The organism is Burkholderia sp. BCC0322 (assembly GCF_902833045.1).
In the GTDB taxonomy this organism is placed as follows: domain Bacteria; phylum Pseudomonadota; class Gammaproteobacteria; order Burkholderiales; family Burkholderiaceae; genus Burkholderia.
Map to the genome: position 1 here is coordinate 1 of NZ_CADFDU010000025.1, position 22383 is coordinate 22383.

15 protein-coding genes, 7 pseudogenes and 1 other annotated feature are annotated in these 22383 nt (G+C 60.3%); of the genes and pseudogenes, 15 read left to right on the forward strand and 7 right to left on the reverse strand.

All coding sequences use genetic code 11. The annotated features are described in order from the left end of the window. The first annotated feature begins 324 nt into the window (after positions 1–324). The 11 genes and pseudogenes from HWX39_RS35075 to HWX39_RS35125 all read left to right on the forward strand — a co-directional run. Entirely contained in the window at positions 325–657 is a 333-nt protein-coding gene (locus HWX39_RS35075) for a hypothetical protein (protein WP_175972077.1), read from the forward strand. A 72-nt stretch (positions 658–729) separates the two neighbouring features. Further along, the gene (locus HWX39_RS35080) at positions 730–1104 is read left to right on the forward strand and encodes a hypothetical protein (protein ID WP_175972078.1); all 375 of its coding nucleotides are present in this window, start codon (positions 730–732) and stop codon (positions 1102–1104) included. Positions 1105–1117: 13 nt separating this feature from the next. Continuing rightward, positions 1118–2104 (forward strand): ATP-binding protein, encoded by a 987-nt coding sequence (locus HWX39_RS35085; protein WP_175972079.1) that lies wholly within the window; start codon positions 1118–1120, stop codon positions 2102–2104. A gap of 15 nt (positions 2105–2119) precedes the next feature. Then, positions 2120–3538 (forward strand): hypothetical protein, encoded by a 1419-nt coding sequence (locus HWX39_RS35090; RefSeq protein ID WP_175972080.1) that lies wholly within the window; start codon positions 2120–2122, stop codon positions 3536–3538. 80 nt (positions 3539–3618) lie between these two features. Then, complete coding sequence (locus HWX39_RS35095) at positions 3619–5328, forward strand: site-specific integrase (RefSeq protein WP_175972081.1); 1710 nt, start codon at positions 3619–3621, stop codon at positions 5326–5328. Between the two features lie 42 nt (positions 5329–5370). Beyond that, positions 5371–8049: a DEAD/DEAH box helicase gene (locus HWX39_RS35100; RefSeq protein WP_175972082.1), complete on the forward strand. Its 2679-nt coding sequence runs from the start codon at positions 5371–5373 to the stop codon at positions 8047–8049. 18 nt (positions 8050–8067) lie between these two features. After that, positions 8068–9078: a hypothetical protein gene (locus HWX39_RS35105; protein WP_175972083.1), complete on the forward strand. Its 1011-nt coding sequence runs from the start codon at positions 8068–8070 to the stop codon at positions 9076–9078. Positions 9079–9088: 10 nt separating this feature from the next. Further along, on the forward strand, positions 9089–9514 hold the full coding sequence (locus HWX39_RS35110; RefSeq protein ID WP_175972084.1) for a hypothetical protein: 426 nt from the start codon (positions 9089–9091) through the stop codon (positions 9512–9514). 9 nt (positions 9515–9523) lie between these two features. Continuing rightward, positions 9524–10108 carry a hypothetical protein gene (locus HWX39_RS35115; RefSeq protein WP_175972085.1) on the forward strand — a complete coding sequence of 195 codons (585 nt, stop codon included), beginning with the start codon at positions 9524–9526 and terminating at the stop codon, positions 10106–10108. Positions 10109–10332: 224 nt separating this feature from the next. Next, positions 10333–10413, forward strand: a pseudogene (locus HWX39_RS35120) (SEC-C metal-binding domain-containing protein); the annotation flags it as partial. A gap of 170 nt (positions 10414–10583) precedes the next feature. Then, positions 10584–11066 (forward strand): annotated as a pseudogene (locus HWX39_RS35125) (IS3 family transposase); the annotation flags it as partial. A 29-nt stretch (positions 11067–11095) separates the two neighbouring features. On the opposite strand, the pseudogene HWX39_RS35130 reads toward HWX39_RS35125, so the two are convergent. Beyond that, a pseudogene (locus tag HWX39_RS35130) lies at positions 11096–11343 on the reverse strand (IS3 family transposase); the annotation flags it as partial. Between the two features lie 79 nt (positions 11344–11422). Between HWX39_RS35130 and HWX39_RS35135 the strand changes: the two are divergent. Genes HWX39_RS35135 through HWX39_RS35145 form a run of 3 tightly spaced genes read left to right on the forward strand, consistent with a single transcriptional unit; the run spans position 11423 to position 13764 of the window. Continuing rightward, positions 11423–11824 (forward strand): transposase, encoded by a 402-nt coding sequence (locus HWX39_RS35135; protein WP_174919101.1) that lies wholly within the window; start codon positions 11423–11425, stop codon positions 11822–11824. After that, a complete protein-coding gene (gene tnpB, locus HWX39_RS35140; protein WP_036047966.1) occupies positions 11821–12162 on the forward strand; it encodes an IS66 family insertion sequence element accessory protein TnpB in 342 nt (113 codons plus the stop codon). The genes HWX39_RS35135 and tnpB overlap by 4 nt, the downstream gene beginning before the upstream one ends. A 51-nt stretch (positions 12163–12213) precedes the next feature. Further along, positions 12214–13764, forward strand: coding sequence for an IS66 family transposase (locus tag HWX39_RS35145; RefSeq protein WP_175972086.1), 1551 nt, complete (start codon positions 12214–12216; stop codon positions 13762–13764). A 54-nt stretch (positions 13765–13818) separates the two neighbouring features. Here the strand turns inward: HWX39_RS35145 and HWX39_RS35150 are convergent. Then, a pseudogene (locus HWX39_RS35150) lies at positions 13819–14019 on the reverse strand (transposase); the annotation flags it as partial. 180 nt (positions 14020–14199) lie between these two features. Between HWX39_RS35150 and HWX39_RS35155 the strand changes: the two are divergent. Then, positions 14200–15336, forward strand: a pseudogene (locus HWX39_RS35155) (IS3 family transposase); the annotation flags it as partial. Between the two features lie 345 nt (positions 15337–15681). On the opposite strand, the gene HWX39_RS35160 reads toward HWX39_RS35155, so the two are convergent. From HWX39_RS35160 to HWX39_RS36880, 5 genes and pseudogenes are all read right to left on the reverse strand, one after another. Further along, a complete protein-coding gene (locus tag HWX39_RS35160) occupies positions 15682–18339 on the reverse strand; it encodes a fimbria/pilus outer membrane usher protein (RefSeq protein ID WP_175972087.1) in 2658 nt (885 codons plus the stop codon). Between the two features lie 64 nt (positions 18340–18403). After that, positions 18404–19153: a fimbria/pilus periplasmic chaperone gene (locus tag HWX39_RS35165; protein ID WP_175972088.1), complete on the reverse strand. Its 750-nt coding sequence runs from the start codon at positions 19151–19153 to the stop codon at positions 18404–18406. Positions 19154–19211: 58 nt separating this feature from the next. Continuing rightward, positions 19212–19766 carry a fimbrial protein gene (locus HWX39_RS35170; protein ID WP_175972089.1) on the reverse strand — a complete coding sequence of 185 codons (555 nt, stop codon included), beginning with the start codon at positions 19764–19766 and terminating at the stop codon, positions 19212–19214. Positions 19767–20010: 244 nt separating this feature from the next. Beyond that, positions 20011–20756: pseudogene (locus HWX39_RS35175) on the reverse strand (IS5 family transposase). A gap of 370 nt (positions 20757–21126) precedes the next feature. Beyond that, positions 21127–22364, reverse strand: a pseudogene (locus HWX39_RS36880) (IS3 family transposase). Beyond that, positions 21971–22083: a sequence feature (AL1L pseudoknot), on the reverse strand. (Overlaps the previous pseudogene by 113 nt.) Positions 22365–22383 lie beyond the last annotated feature (19 nt).

A 22383-nucleotide genomic window follows, 5' to 3' on the forward strand; every position in this document is an offset into this window, starting at 1 on the left:
AGGCTATTACAATCGACAGCGCATGCACACGTCGATCGACTACTGCACTCCCGTCGAATACGAAACCCTACGCGCTGCTGCATGACATGCTGTACGTGAAAACGAGGCAGGGTCATTGCGACTGAAGTCTGTCCGGAAGTCGCTTATGCATGCTGGGATGTTCTGAAGGTCGATAACGCCGCGGCGCATCTGAGCGAGGAAACCTTTCTGCCTGCCTGCCAGTTTATCGGTTGCCGGCTGGAAGCCGGTCCTGTCGCACAGCCGACAACGCGACCTTTCATAGAGCGCTTCTTCCTTACGCTGACGGACCGGATGTCCAGACAGGTGACCGGCACCACGGGCCGTCATCCGGATGACCCGGTAGGCCAGCGCGGCAGACGCATCCCCGTCGAACAGCTGATCACGCTGCCCGAACTCGAAGAGTTAATGGACGTGACCATCGCGAATTATCACGTCACGCCTCACGACGGCCTGAACGGGCGTACGCCGCTGGAGGCGCTGCAAATGGCCATCGCCCATCAACAGACTGCCGTGCGCACGCTGCCCCGGTTACTGCGCACCAGGCTGCACCAGTTGCAGCCGGTCCACCTATGCACGGTGCGCGGCAACGTGGCGCGCGGCGTCGCACCGTACATCAGCTTTTACGGCGCGAGGTAAAGCAATGAGATCCTGCAACGCACATCTGGACTCAGCGGTGAAAAAATCCGCGTCTATCCGAACCCTGCCGATATGCGCGAGGCGTGGGCGTACCTGCCCAACGGGGCAGAACTGGGTCGCCTCGCCGTCCTTGAGGGATGGCGCTATAGCCGGCACACCATGCGGTTGCGCAAGCACATCCTGCGACAACGGCGGCTGGGCAAGCTGAAATTTGCCGGAGAACAGGACCCGATGCACGTGTTTGCCGAAACCCAGCGGCGGATCCGAAAACGCAGTCGCAAACAGGCCACTGCCGTCATGCAACTCTCGCAACAGGGTCCTTCCGGTGAACCGGACTCTGTCCCGGCAACCGCATCGCAGGCGCCTGCCTCGCCCGCGCACAAACGGCAGGCAAATACCGTGGTGGTGCCCGTTGATCTTGGTGATCTGAAGGTACAAAACCGCTGACAGGGAGAACATCATGCTCGAAGACATTCATCGACCCGTTGCTCTCGACCAGCATCCACTGCGCCGGCGCACCTATCGGGTTCCCACTCCGTCCATTGCCGCGTTTCGCACGCTCATCGATGAATGCCTGTTTCTCTATATCACCGGCGCCCTGATTCACGGTCGCCCACGCATGGGAAAGAGCTACGCTATCGAGTTTCTGCGTCGGGATCTTGAACTGCGGTATCCCAAGCTCTCCGTGTACTTGATGCGTTGTCCCCGCTCGCAAACGGCATCAGAGAACAACTTCTTCTCGTCACTGCTGCATACCGTCAAGCATCCGGCGCAAAGCGGTGCGCCCAAAGCCGCACTGCGCGGACGTCTGCTGCACAAGCTGCGGCAGGTCGCCGACCACAAGGGTGACGATCGTGTCGTCCTGTTCGCCGACGAAGCGCAGAACCTGCGCGAAATCGAGTATGAATGGCTACGCGATCTGCACGACGAAATGGAAAGCAACGCACTGCGCCTGTTCACCTTTCTGGTCGGGCAGCCGCAGCTACTCGCTCAGAAATCGGTCTTTCAGGCGCAGGACAAGGAACAGATCATCGCGCGTTTCATGGTCGACGAACTCGCGTTTCGAGGCATTGCCAGCGCGGCCGAATGTGCGGCCGTTCTCGCGGCCTATGATAACGGTGAATTTCCGGCGGACTCGGACTGGAGCTACGTGCGATTCTTCGTGCCGAAGGCGCACGCGGCGGGCCTGCGTATCGCGGAATCCGCCGCCAAGCTGTGGGATGCCTTCGAAGATGCACATATCAAGGCGAACCTGGAAGGGCCGGTGGAAATTCCGATGAAATACTTCACTGCCGCAGTCGAAGCCGCACTGCAGCTGGGTTCAGTCCGGGACAGCGAAACCTTGCAGTTCGATGCGCTCTACTGGAGCGAGATGGTCGAACGTAGTCGCTATGTGGTGGCGCAAAAGGCGGGGCGTCCCATGCTGTCCGCGATCATTCTGCCCTGAACGTCGCGCCCCGTCATGAATATCACCGCCGTCGTACAACCGACTGACAGCCGCGGTCACTGCTGGCAGCCACAGGTGTTGTCAACGCACACCACAGTGGCTCGCTACACGAGCCGCCCGGAGTGGAGTAGCGATGGCGAGTCCATGTGGATGCGACTGTCGAAATTCTCGCTGTTCAACCGGCTGTCGCTACATGCCCTGGCAGAACTCGTTACCGCACGATCCGGCGAAGCTGCTCCTGCAAGTGCCGATCTTCGACGTGCCGACCAGTTTGTGTCCTCCCGGTTGGCCGGCCTTCTTGAGGTTCCGGAAGCGACGGTGCTCGACGGATTCTGTTTCGGTGCAGGCCACCCGGCACTGGTTTGGGCCGACACCGAATTGCGCTACTGCCCTGCGTGCCTCGAGCTGGGTTTCCACGCAGCATGGTTTCAGTGGCGGTTTATCGAACGCTGCCCAGTACACGGATGGCGGCTACGGTGCGGCTGCCACAAATGCGCTGCGGTCATCCCGTATGCACTTGATAGCAATATGGCCACGTACCCTTTGTCATGCGTGCACTGCCACACGTCGTGGGTACCGATGCTGGATCGGCCCGCCGGAAGGTGCGTGCCTATCCACGGCCGCGCGGCACGGATCCTCAGACGCTGGCAGGTCCATGTCGCCGATGCGGCGATATCGGTCGCACACACGCCGTTGCGGCCGCGTGACCAAGTCACCGGACAATTCGTGCCCCGCTGGGTGGCAAAGATCGAAATCTGGATGCCATTCCGGTTCCACTGTACCCGGCTACTGAACCGGCTATACGATGTGCCGCCGCCTTCACCTGAGGAACTCCTGGAGGGGCATCGCGTTGAACTTGCCATGACGGGGAAAGGTCGGATATTTCCGTTGACTGGCGAAGACAGGGAAACGGATGCGATACCTTATGTCCGTGAAGACTGGCCACATTTTGGCAACGATTTTCTGGAATACGAACGGATTCTGCAGCATGCCGCACACGAGCTATTTGGCGATATCCGGCGCATAGCGCCCGTACGTCTGACCGGCACAAGCCGCTACGGTGCAGCGATCGCCAACGCACGGGACATGGATGCAGATCAGGCCGCTGCGCTCGGCTGGTCAATCAGCTGGTATGGCTTCTCGCGTACCTGCACGCCGGAGCATGCGTCTTGCATGCCCGCCATGGGATTGGCAGGTTGGCTGGCCTACGCCCCCCATCGCCCCGCTGAGGTTCCACCTGATCGCTGGCGAGACCAAATGGGTGCCTGGCTGGCGCAAGATCTGGCGAGATCTGCCTGGGCGTGGTCACGCATGACGCCGTTCATGCAAGCCAGAGGAAAATATCTGTTACACGGCCAGCTCGTGCGTCCGCCGGAACTGGCGCGACTGCGCGGACAGCCCCAGAGCGGTACGCAGGCGTTGCAACAGGGTTGAGAAAAATGGCGTTTCTTCCCGTGTGATTGAGATAAGAGTTATTATCGCGTCACTTACTTTTCGCAAACTAAGTTGAGGTGATGGAAACGCGTCAGACCCAGGCGTACGACGACCAGGGTTTCCCCGATACCGCGTCACTTGCCGCGCTGCGCGGCTGGTATGCAGGCCTGTCCTCGCGTGCTGCCGTAGCCCGCTATTTGCTTGAACGCAGGGCCGCCGGCGAATCCTCCCGCGGCCTCATCGGGCGCATCCGCCGGCAACTGATCGCGTTTGCAGTAAGCCGCCATCGACTTGATCTGGCCGCTGTCTTCGAACACACCCCCGCCGAGCGGCACCGTCACGCCGGTGCAGTGGAGCGCGCCATCGAGACGTTGCGATCGTTGCCCGTGCCACAACCGCAGATCAGCGATAACGTCGCACTTTGGCTTGCACCGCGCACGGTCGTGGCGCTGCATGCCCATGGTATCCGCACGTTGGCCGATCTGACCGTGCGTATTCCGCGCCGGCGCCTATGGTGGATCACAATCAAGGGACTCGGAAGAACCGGCGCACGGGCGATCGAGGCTTTCTTCGCCGCGCATCCGGCCTTGACCGAGCGCGCCCGTGCCTTGATCCCGGTTGCCCCACCAGCCGGGATCGTGCCGTGGGAGCAACTGCGTTTGCCGCATCAAGTGGACGGTTCGCAGGGCACGTTCCGTGCGCCACACGAGGCCTGCACGCTCAATGCGACGAACGACTACGAGGCAGTGCAAGCGTGGCTCTCGCTGCACGAAACCGTCGCGACACAGCGTGCCTACCGCAAGGAGGCCGAGCGGCTGATCCTGTGGGCCATCGCCGAGCGCGGCCGTGCCCTGTCGTCGCTAACAACCGACGATGCCATCGCGTACCGCGCCTTTGTGCGGCGTCCCACGCCGCGCGCGCGCTGGGTCGGCCCGCCGCGCCCGCGTACTTCGGTGGAATGGCGTCCCTTCACGGGCGGCTTGTCGGCACGCTCAACCGTCTACGCATTGACGGTCCTCTCGGCGCTGTTCCGCTGGCTCATCGAGCAGCGCTACGTGCTCGCCAATCCCTTTGCCGGCGTCAAGGTGCGCAGTCAGGCGATGCGCCCCGCGCTCGACACGGCGCGCGGCTTCTCCGAGGGCGAATGGCTCTTGTTGCGAACCATCGCCGATGGTCTCGAATGGTCGTATGGCTGGAGCGCGCCATCGGCACAGCGGTTGCGTTTCCTCCTTGACTTCGGCTATGCGACGGGCCTGCGCGCCAGCGAGTTCGTCGGCGCCGTGCTACGCGACGTCCGTCTCGACGAACGCGGCGAACCCTGGCTGCACCTGATTGGTAAAGGGGGCAAGCCAGGCCGGGTGCCGCTGCTCCCCTTGGCGACCAGCGCGCTCGATCAATACCTGCTTGAACGGCGCCTGCCGCTCACACCGGAACGCTGGAACCCGGCCACGCCGATCCTCGCCAGTCTCGGCGAGGATGAGGGTGTCGGCATTACCGGCGCACGTTTGTGGCGCGTGATGCGCCGGTTCTTCCTGAAGGCCGCCGACATATTGCACGACGATCATGCGGCCCTGGCAGAGAAGCTGCGCCGCGCGAGCCCGCACTGGATGCGGCATTCGCATGCGAGTCACGCCCTTGCACACGGCGCGGAGCTCACCAGCGTACGGGACAACCTGCGCCACGCGTCGATCGCTACAACCTCGATGTACCTGCGCGGTGACGACCTCAAGCGCGCCCGGCAGATCACCGAGGCCTTTGGTTCACGCAACACGCCACGGCGGCCCGACTGACGGGGATTTTCCGCTGTCTAGGTGACATGTCCTTCGACTACCATGCCTTCGACTGATCCTGATCGTCTTGCGCCCCACCTTACGCCGGCGGGTCATCTTCTCGCGGTGCCCGAAACCGACACGCCCCCGGTGCCGGATGACATCGCGCTCGGCCGCACTTTCCAGGCCGGCGCGGGCCACGGCCTACTTTACCTCGGCAGCACCGCAATCGGACGCGCACTGCCGCCCGCTTGGGGCTGGTGGCGCGACTTTGCCGTGCGTTACGTCACCGCGTTATGCACGACGGCCGACGACGAAGACATCGCCGTCGCCGAACCAGACGCCATAGACCTCGAACGGCTGATCAACGATGCGCCCCCCATGACGGGCGTCGAATATCTCACGCCGGAAGTGCTCGCGATACTGTGGGGCGAGATCGACACCGCCCTGCGGCAGCAGGTGCGCGAGACTGGGGGCTCGCTTCAGACCTTTCTCAAGTCATGTCACCCCACCTGGAATCTGGTGGGGCGCGTCCACTTCAACCTTGCCGAGAATCGAAAGGACCCTGACGCTCCCTTTGCCTTTCTGGCGACCTATACGGCACGCCTCTCCGCGCATGGGAAGACCCAACATCAGCCCCTGTCGCGCTCACTCGAGGAATTCACCGGCGCGCGTAATAAGGCACAGCTCCTGTCGCTGCTGGTCCCCGTTCAGCGGGCAGCCGAGCGTTGCGATTGGGTGCGCTCCATGCTCGAATCTCGCGAGATCTATCATCCGCTACGCTGGACCCCGGCCGATGCCTGGCACCTGCTCAACGATTTGCCGGCGCTCGAAGCTGCGGGCATCATCGTCCGGCTGCCCGGTACTTGGACGACGGGCCGTCCCGCCCGGCCGAGCGTCACGGCCAGTGTCGGCACCAAACCGCCGTCGCTCGTCGGCAAGGATGCGTTGCTCGATTTCAACGTGGCGGTCTCGCTCGAGGGCGAACCATTAAGCCCGGCCGAAATCCGACATCTGCTCAAGGGTGCCGACGGCCTGCAGTGGATCCGCGGACGCTGGATCGAAGTCGATACCCAAAAGCTCGGCCGCCTTCTGCAACGTTTCGAAAATCTCGAGCAGGCCGCACAAACGGGGCTGCCTCTCAACGATGCGCTTCGCCTGTTGGCAGGCGTGTCGGGCGAGGACGCTGAAGCGCCTGAAGCACGCGACTGGGCGCAGGTCGTGGCCGGCCCCTGGCTGGCCGAGACCCTGCAGAACTTGCGCGAGCCGCAAGGGTTGGCGCGCGTCGAGCCGGGTCCGGAGCTGCGCGCGCAGCTTCGACCGTACCAGCACGCGGGCGTACAGTGGCTCTACCTCCTGAGCCGACTCGAACTGGGCGCCTGTCTGGCCGACGACATGGGGCTCGGCAAAACGATCCAGATCCTCGCGTTGCTCCTGATCCTGAAGCGCGAACAACCCGATCCCCGCCCGAGCCTGCTCGTCGCGCCCGCGTCCTTGCTGGCCAACTGGGTCGCGGAGGCCGAGCGTTTTGCGCCGAGTCTGCGCGTACTGGTCGCCCACCCTTCTGTCACGCCGGCCGAGGCCCTGCGCGACCTCGATGAGGCGCGGCTCGGCCAGACCGATCTCGTCATTACCAGTTTCGGCGCGCTGCTTCGCCAACCCGCGCTGGCGACGGCCCGCTGGCGCCTCGCGATCATCGACGAAGCGCAGGCGATCAAAAACCCGGGGGCCAGGCAAACCCAGCAGGTCAAGAAGCTTCAGGCGCAGGCGCGCATCGCGCTGACGGGCACTCCGGTGGAGAACCGTCTGTCGGACCTGTGGTCCATCTTCGATTTCACACATCCGGGCTTGCTGGGCTCGGCGAAAGATTTTGTCCAATTCAGCAAGCGCCTTGCGAAAGCCCAGCACTTCGGCCCACTTCGCTCACTCGTGCGACCGTATATCCTGCGTCGCCTGAAAACGGATAAGACCGTCATTGCCGATCTCCCGGAAAAAACCGAGCTCAAAGCCTGGTGCCACCTGAGTCCGGTCCAGGCGGCGCTGTACGAGCGCGCCGTCCGAGATCTGGCCGCCGCGCTCGACGGTGCCGAGGGCATCGAGCGTAAGGGCATCGTGTTGAGCTACTTGATGCGGTTCAAGCAAATATGCAACCATCCGTCCCAATGGCTCGGCGACGCGGCATGGAAGCCTGAGGCCAGCGGCAAATTTGCACGCCTGCGGGAACTGGTCGACGTGATTGCCGAGAAGCAGGAGAAAGTGCTGGTCTTCACGCAGTTTCGCGAAACCACCGAGCCGCTGGCGGCGTTTCTGGGATCGCTGTTTGGCCGCGAGGGATTGATTCTGCATGGCGGTACCCCGGTCGGAAAGCGGCGCGAGTTGGTGAGGCAATTTCAGGAAGACGAATTGACACCCTTCTTTGTGCTGTCGCTCAAGGCTGGCGGAGCGGGGCTAAATCTGACGGCTGCTTCCCACGTGATTCATTTCGATCGCTGGTGGAATCCGGCGGTGGAAAATCAGGCAACGGACCGGGCCTTTCGCATCGGCCAACGCAAGAACGTGCTGGTACACAAGTTCGTGTGCCGGGGCACGGTCGAGGACCGCATTGACCAGTTGATCGAAACCAAGCAGCAGTTGGTGAAGGACGTGCTCGAAGGAGGCGCGGAGCTGCTGCTAACCGAGATGAGCGATCGTGAGTTGCTCGATCTCGTCAAGCTCGATATCCATAGCGCTCAGGAAAACTGACTACGGAAAGGGAATGTGATGGGCTACTACGGTGGATGGAAACCTTATGTTTCGGTGGCAGAACGCCGGAGAAAAGCCGAACAGCTGGTCGCCAAGGCGATCAAGGCCGGCAAGACGCTGTCGCCCATCCCGCCGTATCGCGGCGCCATCGCGCAAACCTTCTGGGGCAAGGCGTGGTGCGATAACCTGGAGCACTACAGCGACTACGACAGTCGTTTGCCGCGCGGGCGTACCTACGTGCGTAACGGTTCGGTGATTGATTTGCAAATCACGGCGGGCAAAATTCACGCGCAGGTCATGGGATCGAGCCTCTACGCAATCACGGTCGATGTTGCAGCGTGTCCCCCTCAACACTGGCGCGCATTGAGCACCGAGTGCGCGTCATCGGTCGATTCCATGGTTGAGTTGCTGCAAGGCAAACTGTCGAGCGCGGTGATGGAACGGATCTGCAAGCCGGGCGCCGGACTCTTTCCGTCACCGAAGGATATCCAGTTCGGTTGCAATTGCCTGGATTGGGCTTCGATGTGCAAGCATGTCGCTGCGGTGCTGTATGGTGTCGGCGCCCGGCTCGACCAGCAGCCCGAGCTGCTCTTCACGCTCCGGGGCGTGGATCCCGTCGAGCTCGTCAACAGCACGGGGGCCGGATTGTCCGAAACCGGAAGCGCGCCGGCATCGGGCAAGCTCCTCGACCACGCGGCCCTCGATGATGTATTCGGTATCGAAATCGACACTGAGCCGCTCGCCGAACCACCTGCCGCCCGCAAATGGGCAAGCAAGCAATCCGCTGCGCGAACGAGTCGGGCTCCCACATCATCGTCCCGGTCAAAACCGGCCGCGAGCGCGAAATCGACCTCGAAGGGCAAAGCGGCGGCGCCCGGAGCAGCGGCCAACTCCGTCGCTCCGGCAAAACCCACTGGCAAGGCACGCGCGGACACGCCGAAGGTGACCCGTTCGACTGCCTCGCAAAAATCGTCTGCCCGTTCGCGGGCGACGCCGACATCCCGGCAAAAATCCAAAACGTCCAAATGAGCGCGACGTCATGGTTGCCGTCAAATACGATGATCTCTCCGTGGCCTTTGACTTCGTCAGCTATGGCGCGCCGATGGAGCACCACGCGTATGTCTCGCTCGAGACGGGACAAGTCTATTGGGCTTCTGATTTCAGTGACGCGTTCAACGAGAACCTTCCTGAGGATCTCGAAACTTCAAATCACTACCTCGCGATACTGCATAAGAACGAGCTCGATCTTGGCAGAAGTCTCGCCCTGCGCTTTGCCACCGAGCAGTTGCCTACGCGTTACAATCAGGTCGAAGGATTTTTCCGACGGCAAGGGGCTTACGCGCGCTTCAAGGTCTTACTCGAACGTGAAGGCGTTCTGGAGCGCTGGTATGCGTTTGAGGTCGACTCGGTCGAAAAGGCGCTGAGGCAATGGTGCGCCGACAACGGTCTCGATATTCTTGACTGAGACGCCAACATGAATCAGAGAACAGCCCGACTCTCTACCGACGATGGCCTGTTCAGGCTGGCTGGAACCGACTCGTCCTGGATCTGGGTGCATACATGTCCGACGCCGCGATGCCCATGCCGCAGCGCGCTGGTGCTGGCAACGCACGACGGACGAGAAACGCTCGAAGCGCGAGGCGCGCCCGTTTGGCAGGCATGGATGGCCGAGGGTGGACACTATCGCGAGGTGGCCCGGACATGCGCGGATCTCGTCGTGTTCGGTCTGGATATCGACACCGCGCAAGCACTGCAACCGCACAGCGACGAACGACTGGATCTGGCGCAGCATCCCGAGGTCGCCGCCATTGTGGGCCACATCGGCGGTGAACTGCTCGATGCCATCGGACGCCTCTGGTATCGCGGCAAGGGCCTGTCCGCCCCTTTCGAGACAGCGCTCATCGCCCCCGGAAAGATTCACGGTTGGCAAAGCGGAGAGCAACTTGCCTGGCACGAGATGTACGAAGATGTTATGCGAGACTGTACGTGCTCGATGATCATGTCTACGAGGTCTGGGACTTCCATTGCCCGAATCCCAGTTGCGACTGCTCGGAAGTGAACCTGCACTTCGAGCCGGTCCTTCCCGGAGAAACGTCCTCGCCGGGGCACGTCAATGTTCATCTGGGCGGCAACATCCGGCTCGAACCTGAGACGGTTCGCGACCACGCGCGTCTCGAACAACTCTGGGCCGCTTTCCGTCTGCGACATCCACGATATCTTGAGCGTCTCTCGCATCGCGATACGCTCATCAAGACGATGGGCGAACGCCTCGTGGCACCTGCCAAGGCCGAACCGAAGGTGGGCAGAAACGATCCCTGCCCGTGTGGATCGGGAAAGAAGCACAAAAAGTGTTGTGGCGCGTGACCGACGAAAACAGCAAATCCCAACCGCGATCACAAATCCGAAGAGTTGCATTTTTACTTCAATCGACCGAAAACCCTTGCCACATAAGGCCTATTCATCCGGTTTTCGTCGCTTGATCGCGAAAGTCTCAACTTTAGTAGAAATTCGTATCAACTTTTCTTCGTTTGACACAAGCGTGGGTGAGTGACATCACGTTCATCGCCACTGACGAAGGCAGGCTGTTTCTTGCGGCGATCCTCGATCTGGCAAGCCGGCGTATCGTCGGCTGGTCGATGTCGGAGCGAATCAACGCGGATCTGGTCTGCCAAGCATTACGCAGTGCGTACTGGCAACGCAAACCCGGGCCCGGATTACTGCTGCATTCGGATAGGGGCAGTCAATATGCCAGTTGGGCGTATCGCGATCTGGCCGCCGAATTCGGCATGATGGTCTCAATGAGCCGGCGTGCAAACGCGTGGGACAACGCGCCGATGGAGAGCTTCTTTAAAACCCTGAAGGTCGAGCGCATTTACCAAACGCGCTACGAGACCCGCGCTCAGGCTCGCCTGGACATCGTCGACTGGATCGAAGGCTATTACAATCGACAGCGCATGCACACGTCGATCGACTACTGCACTCCCGTCGAATACGAAACCCTACGCGCTGCTGCATGACATGCTGTACGTGAAAACGAGGCAGGGTCACGAGGTTCCTGCCGAGTTCTTTCGGACGGCTTGCGCTTGCGCCACGCATAGTAGCCACTCACCGATACGTCCAGCACGCGGCACATCGGGGGCACGGGGTAGTCCTGTCGCATTTGTTCAATCACGCCGTACTTCACCGCGACTCCTTCGCGAAGTACGTCGCGAACTTTTTTAGCAGATCGCGCTCCATTTTTACCTCGGCCAGTTCGCGTTTGACCTGCGCCAGCTCGGCTTCCATTTCCGTAAGCGCTCGACACGTACCGTCTGTTCATGAGGGCACGGCACCGGCAATCTGATTCCCATCAGATGTAATGGGAATCAGATTGATGAAGCCAGTGGTGCATGGAAGACGACCGGGATCGAGGAACTACACGAAGGAGTTTCGGGAAGCGGTTGCTGCCGAAGCGAACGATCCGAATCGCTCGATTGCCGAGGTCGCGCGTGCGCACGGCTTGAACGCCAATATGGTCGCGCAGTGGCGAAGAAGCTTACTCGATACGCGACCTGCATCGTCGGTACCAAACATTGCGCTGCTACCGGTTGATGTGGTCGATCTGCCTGCGAAGGACATCCCACATCACGCTCTGCCGCAAACGCCGGACGTGTCGGCGAGCCCGGCGATGCCGCCAGGCTGTGAAATCGAGATCGAGGTCGGCAAACGACGTATTCGTATCCGCGGTGTGTCGCAGGAGTTCGCCGAACAGTATTTGCGAGACTGTCTGAAGTGATCCCGCCGAACACGCGAATCTGGATCGCGGCGGGCGTCACGGACATGCGTTCCGGCTTCAACTCGTTAGCCGCGAAGGTACAAACCGTGCTGGAGAAGGATCCCTACAGCGGGCACGTGTTCGTGTTCCGGGGTAAGCGCGGCGACTTGCTGAAGTGCTTGTGGTGGTGCGACGGTGGCCTGTGCCTGCTCTCGAAGCGCCTCGAGAAAGGACGTTTCGCGTGGCCGCGCGCCGATGCCGGTGTTGTTGCGCTGACGACCGCTCAGCTCGCGCTCTTGCTCGAAGGTTTCGATTGGCGGCAGCCGATCGATGCGGTACGCCCGCGAAGCGCATTGTAAACGTTCATTACGCGTGGAGAGCTTGTGGGTGGCGTCGTGTAAGCTCACCGCATGTCCGCTGCTCCCACCGATCTCCCCGACGACATTGAAGCGCTGAAGGCGATGGTCGCCAGCTTGCGCGAGCAGCTCTCGTCGCGCGCGATTGAGATCGAGCATCTGAAGCTGACGATTGCCAAGCTGCGCCGGATGCAGTTCGGCCGAAAATCGGAGAAGCTGGATCGCCAGATCGAACAGCTTGAATTGCGGCTGGAAGACCTGCAGGCCGATGAAGGCTCGGCCGATATGGCCGCGGCTGCTGCAGTGAAACGGCCGAGTCGCGAAGGTGTCGGCCGCAAGCCGTTGCCCGATCACCTTGAGCGCGAAGAGCGCATCCATCTGCCCGCCGATGATGACTGCCCCGATTGCGGCGGGCAACTCAAACCGCTGGGCGAAGACGTCGCGGAACAGCTCGAATACGTCCGGGCGCACTTCCGCGTGATTCGCCACCGCCGTCCGAAGCTGGCCTGCGCATGCTGCGATCGCATCGTGCAGGCCGCGGCACCGAGTCGACCGATCGATCGTGGCATCCCGGGTCCGGCGCTGCTCGCGCACATCGCCGTGTCGAAGTTCGCGTACCACATCCCGCTGCATCGCCAGGCAGTCATGTACGCGCGCGACGGCGTCGAGATCGATCCGGGTGCGATGGGATATTGGATGGGGAGCATCACGGCGCTGCTTGCACCGCTGGTCGCCACCGTCCGCCAATACACGTTAGCCGGCGGCAAGGTTCACGGGGACGACACGCCGCTGCCAGTGCTGGCGCCCGGCAACGGTCGCACAAAGACAGGACGCCTGTGGGTCTACGTGCGCGATGATCGGCCGAGCGCTTCCGACGAGCCGGCAGCAGTCTGGTTCGCCTACACGCCCGATCGACGGGGCGAGCATCCCCAGCAGCATCTTGCAGACTTCACCGGCGTGCTGCAGGCCGATGCGTTTGCCGGCTATGCCGAGCTGTATCGCGGCGGCACCATCCAGGAAGCTGCCTGCATGGCCCACGCTCGCCGAAAGATCCATGATCTACATGCCGTCCGTCCCAATGCGGTAACGGAGGAAGCGCTGCACCGGATCGGCGCGCTCTACAAGATCGAGGAGCAGATCCGTGGCAAACCACCTGATGAGCGACACAGTGTGCGCCAGGCGCGAGCGATACCGCTGCTCGACGACATGAAACGCTGGTTCGAAGCAACGCTCGCCACGCTCTCTGCAAAATCCGACACGACCAAGGCGATTCAGTACGCGCTGAATCGCTGGCCGGCGCTCATCTACTACTGCAGCGACGGGCGTGCGGAAATCGACAACCTGATCGCCGAGCGAGCACTGCGCGGCGTCGCCCTCGGCAGACGGAATTACTTGTTCGCCGGCGCCGACTCCGGTGGCGAACGTGCCGCCGCGATGTATAGCCTGATCGGCACGGCACGCCTGAATGGCCTCGATCCCGAGGCGTATCTCGCCTACGTGCTCGAGCGCATTGCTGACCATCCGATCAACCGCATCGACGAGTTGTTGCCGTGGAACGTGGCGTCGGCGCTTCCGTCTACTGCCCACGTCGAACCCATCCGATAGCATCGCGCTCCCGTCGTCAACGACCTACGCTACGGTGCTGGTCGAGTGCTTACCCATTTCCGTCAGCGGTTTCTGATGCCGACCGACATCTTTGAGCTTGCCGGCCTTCGCCGCGCGCACCCAATTTGCTAGCGTCTTCATTGGGATCGACAACCGCCGCGAAGCTTCCGATACCCCGACACCTTCAGTCAACGCAAGCTTGACCGCTTCGTCGCGAAGCTCCTTCGTATAGACCGCTCTTGGAATTCGATTCATTCGTGCCTCCGTTTCTCGATTTTACGAAACGTTGGCTTCCATTTTTTCCGACCGACCTCAGCCTTCGCCGGGTGCTTACCGTGATTTCGCTTGAGCACTTTCTTCAACACGGTTCGGCCTTGCCCATGAGATTGACCCGCAAAAACGGACACCTATTCTTTTTGAAGAGGAGGTGCCGAAATGGGCAAGTCACGGACCCCGTACCCGGCGGAATTCCGGGTGCAGATGGTGGAACTGGTCAAGGCTGGGCGCACGCCCAAGGAACTCGCGCGCGAATTCGAGCCGACGGCGCAGACCATCGTCAACTGGGTGGCCCAGGCCGATCGAGACGTGGGTGTGCGCTCCGACGGATTGACCACAGCCGAGCGGCAGGAACTGACGCGGCTGCGTCGCAAGGTCCGTCAGCTCGAGATGGGGCGTGACATTCTCTCTCACGCAGCTGCCTGGTTCGCCCGGGAGACCGGAGCCGTACCGCCGAAGGGTACGGATTCATGAAGGCGAACCGGGCCCGCTGGCCTATTGCCACGATGGCGCGGCTGCTGAAGGTCTCTACCAGCGGCTATTACGCGTGGCTGGAACGAGCGCCATCGAAGCAGGCGTGCAGCGATGCGCAGCTGCTTGCACGCATCCGTACACTGCACGCGAGCTCACGCGGCACCTACGGCGCGCCCCGCATCCACGCGCAACTCGCCCGTGAGGGGGTACACGTCGGACGCAAGCGCGTGGCCCGCCTGATGCGTCTGGCTGGCCTATGCGGGGCAAGCCGCAGGCCCTGGAAGACCACCACGCGTCAGCGCGCGGGGGCGCGGCGCGCGCCCGATCTGGTGCAGCGACACTTCCGCGCCGACGCGGCGAACGTACTGTAGGTGGCGGATGCCACCTACATCCCGACCGGCGAGGGATTCCTGTATCTGGCCGTGGTGCTCGACGTATTCAGCCGGCGCATCGTCGGCTGGGCCATGTCCCACCACCTGTACACGGAACTGATGCTGCGGGCGTTGGACATGGCGCTGGCGCAGCGGCACCCCGACGGCGTGATCCATCACTCGGACCAAGGATGCCAATATACGTCGATCGCCTTCGGGCGGCGCTGCCGTGAAGCGGGCGTGCAGCCTTCGATGGGCACCGCAGGCGACTGCTATGACAACGCGATGTGTGAGTCGTTCTTCGGCACGCTCGAAGCGGAACTGCTGTCGCGCGAACACTTCGCGCACCCATGCGCAGGCCAGGCAACGCATCTTCTGGTTCCTCGAAGCCTGGTACAACCTCCGCCGCTTGCACAGCAGCCTCGGCTATCGTTCACCGTGCGAATTCGAAGACGCGTACACACAAGAAAACTTCGTGCCGTCTGGCGGGTTGCCCACCGCCGGGCGGCGTCGTGGTCGTGACAGGCGACCCGCCGCCCGCCCGTGGACAACCCGCCACTCAACATTCAACGGAGGCTAAACCGCACATCGATCCCAACTGCAAATCTGTCCGTCGAAGTGGGGCAACCTCACCCATTTACACACGGCAAAAATGTTCTTCGCCAAATCGATGCCAATCGTCGTAATCTTCATGATGGGCGCTTCGCTCGGTCAGGTGGTTGCTTTGACACTTCCACTTTGGCACATTGATGCCGCTTCGGGTGGGGGCGTCCATCCCATTACATTTGACATTAGCTCAGCTCAGCTCAGCGCCCGCCGTCTCGCACGGCAGTTCGAGATGCTCGAAGCCGCCGCGCGCCGATTTGGCTTTGTGATCCGGGATCTCCGGTAACGCCACGCGCATCGAGCATAGCAGATTGCCAGCGAGCCCCCACCGCACCGACAAGTTTTCGTTGTGGCTGCCCAAGCGCGCATGTATCCGGCCGCCCTGACCGACTGTGCCTACAGCATGCCCCTTGTCATTGACGACCTCAGCACCGAACGGTAGCGGCTGCCCATCAGCTTGCCTTGAGCTGATCATGACTGCACGACCTTTTGTCGTTTCAAAGCGAATCATCACAACCGAGCCTGCGCGAGGAGCGACGTGCTGACTGGTTGTTTTGAGCTCAACATCCATTGGAATACCCCTCGGGTCGATCGCGACTTCGTTGAGTCGATAAGGCGTCAGATGCGGCACAACGCCATAGCCTCGCCGATCGAGGATCGTGTTGCTATAACCGAGAATAGTTGCACCTGCGGCAGCCGGGGCAACCACAATGCCAACGGTTTCGCTGCCGTACGATGTAAAGCTGATGCCCTCCGGATGCACAACTGCACTGCCCGAAATCCCGACCGAGGCGCTCTTGTAACCACTGCCCATGCCGGCGCTGGCCTGCACGCTTGCCATGGAGCCGAGATATTGACCATTGAGCGAGCCGGACGTGCCGCTGCCCGAGGGCCCGTTGGAAACGCTTGCGCCATACCCCCACTGGCTCCGGCTGCCGGCCACACCCTGGATGTTGGTCTGCGTCGCAGTACCCACCCTAGGCTGGGTGGTCACGTTCACACCCACCTGAGGTGCGCCCGATGACTTGCCCAACGGCAGGGACAGGTTGGCCATGAACTGGTTTTCCATCTGACCATTGTTGTTGCGCACGCGATTCACCGACAGCGAGTAGTAAAGCGACTTAAAGCGGTTGTTATAGCCAATCTGATACTGGAGATCTCTTCGCGTATCGTTCCAGTAGTCTTGGCTGTACCCGCCCATGGACAAGTGCCCCCAGCGCTGACCGAGTGACTGCCAGAGCTGGACAGAAAATCGATTGCGCGGGCGCGCAATCATATCCCTGGACATGCCACGCCGCACGGCATCCACGGTTTGCATACCGTTAGCCATGTCCAGAAAGCCGCTGGTCGAGAAGCGGTAGGCCGCCAGCGAAATGTTACTGTTGGTTTGCGTAATGAGTTTGCTGTAGTTCAGCCGAATACTGGCGCCAGACAAGGAGCTGTTGGGCAAACGGGTGCGTGCGCCGGTGACGTCCAACGCCAATGCCCCGATGGGCGTGCCCAATGCCAGACCGCCAAGCACTGCGCCGTAGTATTGGTTGGCCTGGACACCGCCGTATGCGGTAAGGCGATTGTTCAGTCCACGCTGATAGGTGGCCTGCAACAAGTTGGGCCGAAATGTCAGATAGTCGTTGCGGATCTGACCCACGGTCACGCTAAAGCGCGAGATGCCCGGACGCAAAAGCTGAGGGACGGACGCATAGGCCACGGAGAATGTACGCACGCGACCATCGGCCTCAATGACCGTGACGTCGAGGTCGCCGCCAAATCCGCTCGGATACAAGTCTTCAATGACGAAGGGGCCAGGCGCAACCGGCATGTCGTAAATGACTGACGTGCCTTGCCGGATCGTGACGCGTGCATTGGTTTCGGCGATACCACGAATGACCGGGGCATAACCGCGCTGCGTTTCGGGCAACATGCGATCGTCGGTCGCCAACTGAGCGCCGCGAAAAGGTAGCGTGTCGAAGACTTCTCCAGTGGTGTCTCGTTCGCCAACAGTTAAACGGCTGGTAATCGAAGGCAGATCGCGTTCGACATAAGTATTGATAGCCTGATACTTCGGCGCCGATCGGCTTTGCCAATTCATTGCCCCGTTGTGGCGGAAATGCCACTTGCCGAGGTTCACGCCAGCGCTTACCCCAACGTAAGCGGAATTATAGATTTGGCCGGCCGAGTCATAGCGGTACGCGTTAAACGTGTAGCCGAGTATGCCCGAGCTGACGCCCGAGTCCCACAGGTCAGGGCTGACGTACCCACGCGGCGTGCGGCGCAGGGACGCCTGAGGCACGCTAACGTCCAGGCGAAGCTCACCGGTATCGAATTCGGTCGACGCTTGATCGACTAGATCACTGAGCTGTACGCATGTGCCTGCGTCTTCCAGGTTGGTCAGGCGCTGGGCGTCGACTTTGGATACATCGATCCCGATCTGATTAAGCAGCAGATGGCTCATGCATATGGGGCCGCGTTGTGGGTCGCTGCTTGCGCCAACGCGTACGTCGGCAAGCCCTAGCGCATTGGTATTGCGATAGAGTTCGACACGATACCAGCCGGGCAATAGGGGGTTGCCCTTTTCGAAACGCGACACGTCAATGCCTGGGCTTTGAGTCGCCAGAAAGCCGATATTAAATTGAACCGCTTCCGCTCGGGAAGATGTGCCCGATTTTTTTTTCTTATCGTCTTGTTCGAGTGTGCTGCTGCCAAGCGCCAGCTCTTCACCTGCGGTGAGCGTGTCAGCGGCCGAGTGAGCCTCAGCCATACTAAAGGCAAGCAGTCCTGCAAGGCAAAAACGCGTTAAAGGGGAAGGCGAACTTTCGGCTTCCGAGTTCAGGACGTGTGCGGTCTTCATGTCAATCAGGCAATTAAAGCGATGCCACCTCTGCTAAGCATTCCGACCGACACGAAGCGCGCTTTCACTTTGTGCTGGACGGATAAACAACAGGCAAAGCGGCACCAAAATCATTCACAACGTCATAGTGGACGGGGGTGTTCGCTGCCGGTACTTCACGCAAATCCTTAAATACAAATTCGCGAGAGCTAAACGGCGCAATCACCTCCCCGTCACTTTGATGCGTCTTTCCAGCTACCTTAACGGTGACATGAGCGACGTTGATGTGATACGGCGTTGGGTTGTTCGCCTTGGCCAGAACCTGTTTGCCGTCGTTTGTCAATGCAAAGCTCCAAGTTACGCTATTCGGAGCATCATTAGCTTCGCCCTTCAGTGCTGACGGTCGATAAAATATTTTTAGGCGCGAGCGCATCGCTAGATGAAGCGCATTACTCTGATCCCCCTTCGCCTTTTTTGCATCCGAAGGGATTTCGAGCACATTAAGCCAGTATAAAGATTCCCGATCGGTCGGCAGTGGCTCTTTGGTATGTGCTAGCCGAAGTGTTTGACCTTTGCCCGGATCAATTCGAAATACCGGAGGTGTTACGGTAAATGGCATGGCATGCTTTTGAGAATCGATACCTGAATCCCCATTATCAACCCAGGTTTGAACAAGCGCAGGCCTTTCGCCAACATTATTCAATCGAATTGTGACTTCCCGCTCATTTTCTGGATAAATAAATCGAGTTCCGGTCACTACCACGCTTGCTTTGGCAGCAGCCATCGACATTATTGAGCAGGCAATCACTGCATAAGCAACGCGCGATACTTTCATGAATTTATCTCACAAAAAGAAAGTTTTAGACGGCATAAACTTACCGCCTATCCGCCTCTTACTTATATATCATGGTGAACAACACCTTGGATGCGAACGCACCTACGCCGGCCTTACCTTCGGCGTAATATTCTGCGATGTATATTAGGCTGGCGGTACCAGCGGTAGTTGCGCCGGTCAGAGTTTTCCATACCCCATTGTTATCGTTGCCCTGATCTTTACCTCCGATATCGATGACATTATTCGCCTCATCCTTGATTTGAAGCGTCACATTGGCCGCCCCGTTCGATGCGGTGTTAAGCAACCGGCCACTTGTAGAGACGCTAGCCCCGTGGTTAAAAAACGCTTTGACTGCAGGTGCTGCGCCCGACCCGGGCATGGTACAGCCAGCCACGGCGATAGTAAAACGTGTATTGCCGGTTGTGGTTCCTGCCGTTGCCAAGGCAGTTGCTGTGACCGTCGGAAGCTTAATAGTGCCCCCAGACGCTCCATTAACACTTACCGTACAAGTTTGGGCGTTGACGTTACCGCTGAAATCGATGCTCGCTTGTTGAGCATTCGCACTAAATATAGGTGGCACGATAATCGCAGCCGAGAGAAGAGTTTTTTTCATTTCAATGTAAAATAAATAATTTCCAGGATGGGCGCTGTCGCTGACATTTGGCCGCCGCCATTAGCGCAACAACTCGCCGCGCACAATAGAACTGCGCCGCCCTTGGCGAATAGGGAAATATTTTTAGCCAACCAATATTAATTGTTATGTCTCGAGCACGACAACAACGTCCGCGCAATCATTTTTTTTCGCGAGATATAAGCTCCAAACAGAAAGCAAATTTGCCATCTGAGCTTATGCACTTTCAAAGATATGGAGCGGCATGAGCGAGCATCAAAGTGACGATGACGACGAAATTCAACCCGGCGAGGGTTTCGGGCAGGCGCTCGTAATCGCGTGCGAGCCTACGAAAACGGTTGAGCCAGCCAAAGCTGCGTTCGACTACCCAGCGCCGCATAGGCAGCACGAGCTTTTCTTTGCCTCGGACAATTTGATGACCTGCAACTCCATGCCTTCGTCACGCGCGGCCTGTGCCGCGCCTTCGCCGGTATAACCCTGATCGGCAAAAGCGAGTTTCACCGTCTGGCCCGTGGCCTGCTGAACCTGCCGTGCCAGTTGTTGCACGCGCTCCTGCTCGTTAGCGGCCGCCATATGCACCGCCAGCGTTGACCCAGTGTGTCGACGGCCATGTGCACTTTGCTGCCGCGTTTGCGTTTATAGCCGTCATATCCTGCGCGTGGACCGCTCTCGCACGTCGATTGCAACGTCCGCCCATCGAGAATCACTGCGCTGGCCCTGGCGTCCGTGTGCTACACGAATGATCGAGCGCAGATCGTCGGTCATCGCTTCAAAGCAACCTGCACGCAACCATCGTTGGGTTTGTTGGCACACGACCTCCCACGGCGGGAAGTTCGCTGGCAACGGCCGCCATGGTGCGCCAGCACGTGCTAACCAGCGCAACGCGTTGTAAAGATCGCGCAACTCAAATTGCCGTTGCGGTGACTCTTCCTTCATCTGTTCCGTCACTCGGGTAGGGTCTGCGTTTCCCATCGCCTTTGGATGCCCGCACTAATGAAAAATGAAAATTCCCCCGATCCAGAAGCGGCGAAATTTGTATTCAGTGGGTATCATATATCCACCCACACCAAAGCCGCATAAGAATATTCTCACGATCTATGCTCGACCCTGCCGTGGGCGTTGTCACGTTGAGGAGCTGGTCGGTTAGAGCGTGTTATGCACTTTTCATCGGTTGGGGTATCCAAGGGAGATGGAGAAACGCAGCGAGCTTCCCCCGGTTTTTCGCCTTCCAACGGTCCCTAGTTATGCGGCGGCGTCCTTGGTCTGCTGAGCTTTGATCCAGTCCCGAAGGAACCGCTCCGGAGAAACTGAACCGCACCGGGAATCGTGGAGGCCGGTTGGTTTAAGTTAATGCAGGCACTTCAGCAGCATTTCTGAGTTGCCTGTAGTAGTTTGCCTCAGCTTCGGCAGGCGGGATATAGCCGAGCGGTTCCATCAGCCGATGATGGTTGTACCAGGCGACCCATTCCAGCGTTGCCAGTTCGACGGATTCCCTCGTTTTCCAAGGGGCGCGCCGATGAATCAGTTCCGTCTTGTAGAGACCGTTGATCGTTTCAGCCAGCGCGTTATCGTAGCTGTCGCCACGGCTGCCGACGGACGGCTCGATACCCGCCTCGGCCAAACGTTCGCTGTACCGAATGCTGACGTATTGAGCCCCCCCCCCTATCGGAGTGGTGTATCAAGGTCCCATCGTCGCCCGGTTGGCGCGCGTACAGCGCCTGTTCGAGCGCATCCAGAACGAAGTCCGTGCTCATCGACGAACTGACGCGCCAACCGACGATGCGACGGGCAAACACGTCGATCACGAACTCCACGTACAGCCAACCCTGCCATGTCGAGACATAGGTGAAGTCAGACACCCAAAGCTGATTTGGGCGCTCAGCCTTGAACTGCCGGTTGACCCGGTCCAGCGAGCGCGGGGCGCTCGTATCGGGATTCGTCGTGCGAACTCGCTTGCCGCGAACTGTGCCTCGCAAGCCCTGCAGCTTCATCAGCCGCCCGACCGTGCAGCGTGCGACCACAATGCCCTCCCGGTTCATCTGCTTCCAGACCTTCGGCACACCGTAGACCTGCATGTTGGCCCGCCAGACACGCTTGATCTCGGGTTGCAGGACCTCATCGCGTTTGGCACGAGCGCAGCGTTTGGACGGATCACGAAGCTGCGCAGCATGGCGTCGGTAGCCCGACGGGGCGATCCGCAATACCTTGCAGATCGGCTCGACCCCGAGTCGCGATGCTGATCAACGAAGGCCTTCAGGACTTGAATCGGCGGTCGAGCTCCGCCTGGGCGAAAAACGCGCTCGCCAGCTTGAGAATCTCGTTGGTCCGGCGCAGTTCTTTGACCTCCCGCTCCAGCGCCTTGATACGTTCACGCTCGGCCGTGCTCACGCCATCACGTTCCCCACGATCGATCTCCTCGCGCTTGACCCAATCCAGCAGCGTCTGCGGCGTACAGCCGATCATCGGCGCAATCGATTCGACCGCCGCCCACATCGACGGATGTTCGCTACGCTGCTCACGTACCAGACGCACTGCGCGCTCCCGGACTTCCGGGGAAAACTTGGTTGCCTTCTTGTTCATGGCTCGATTCTCTCAAGAA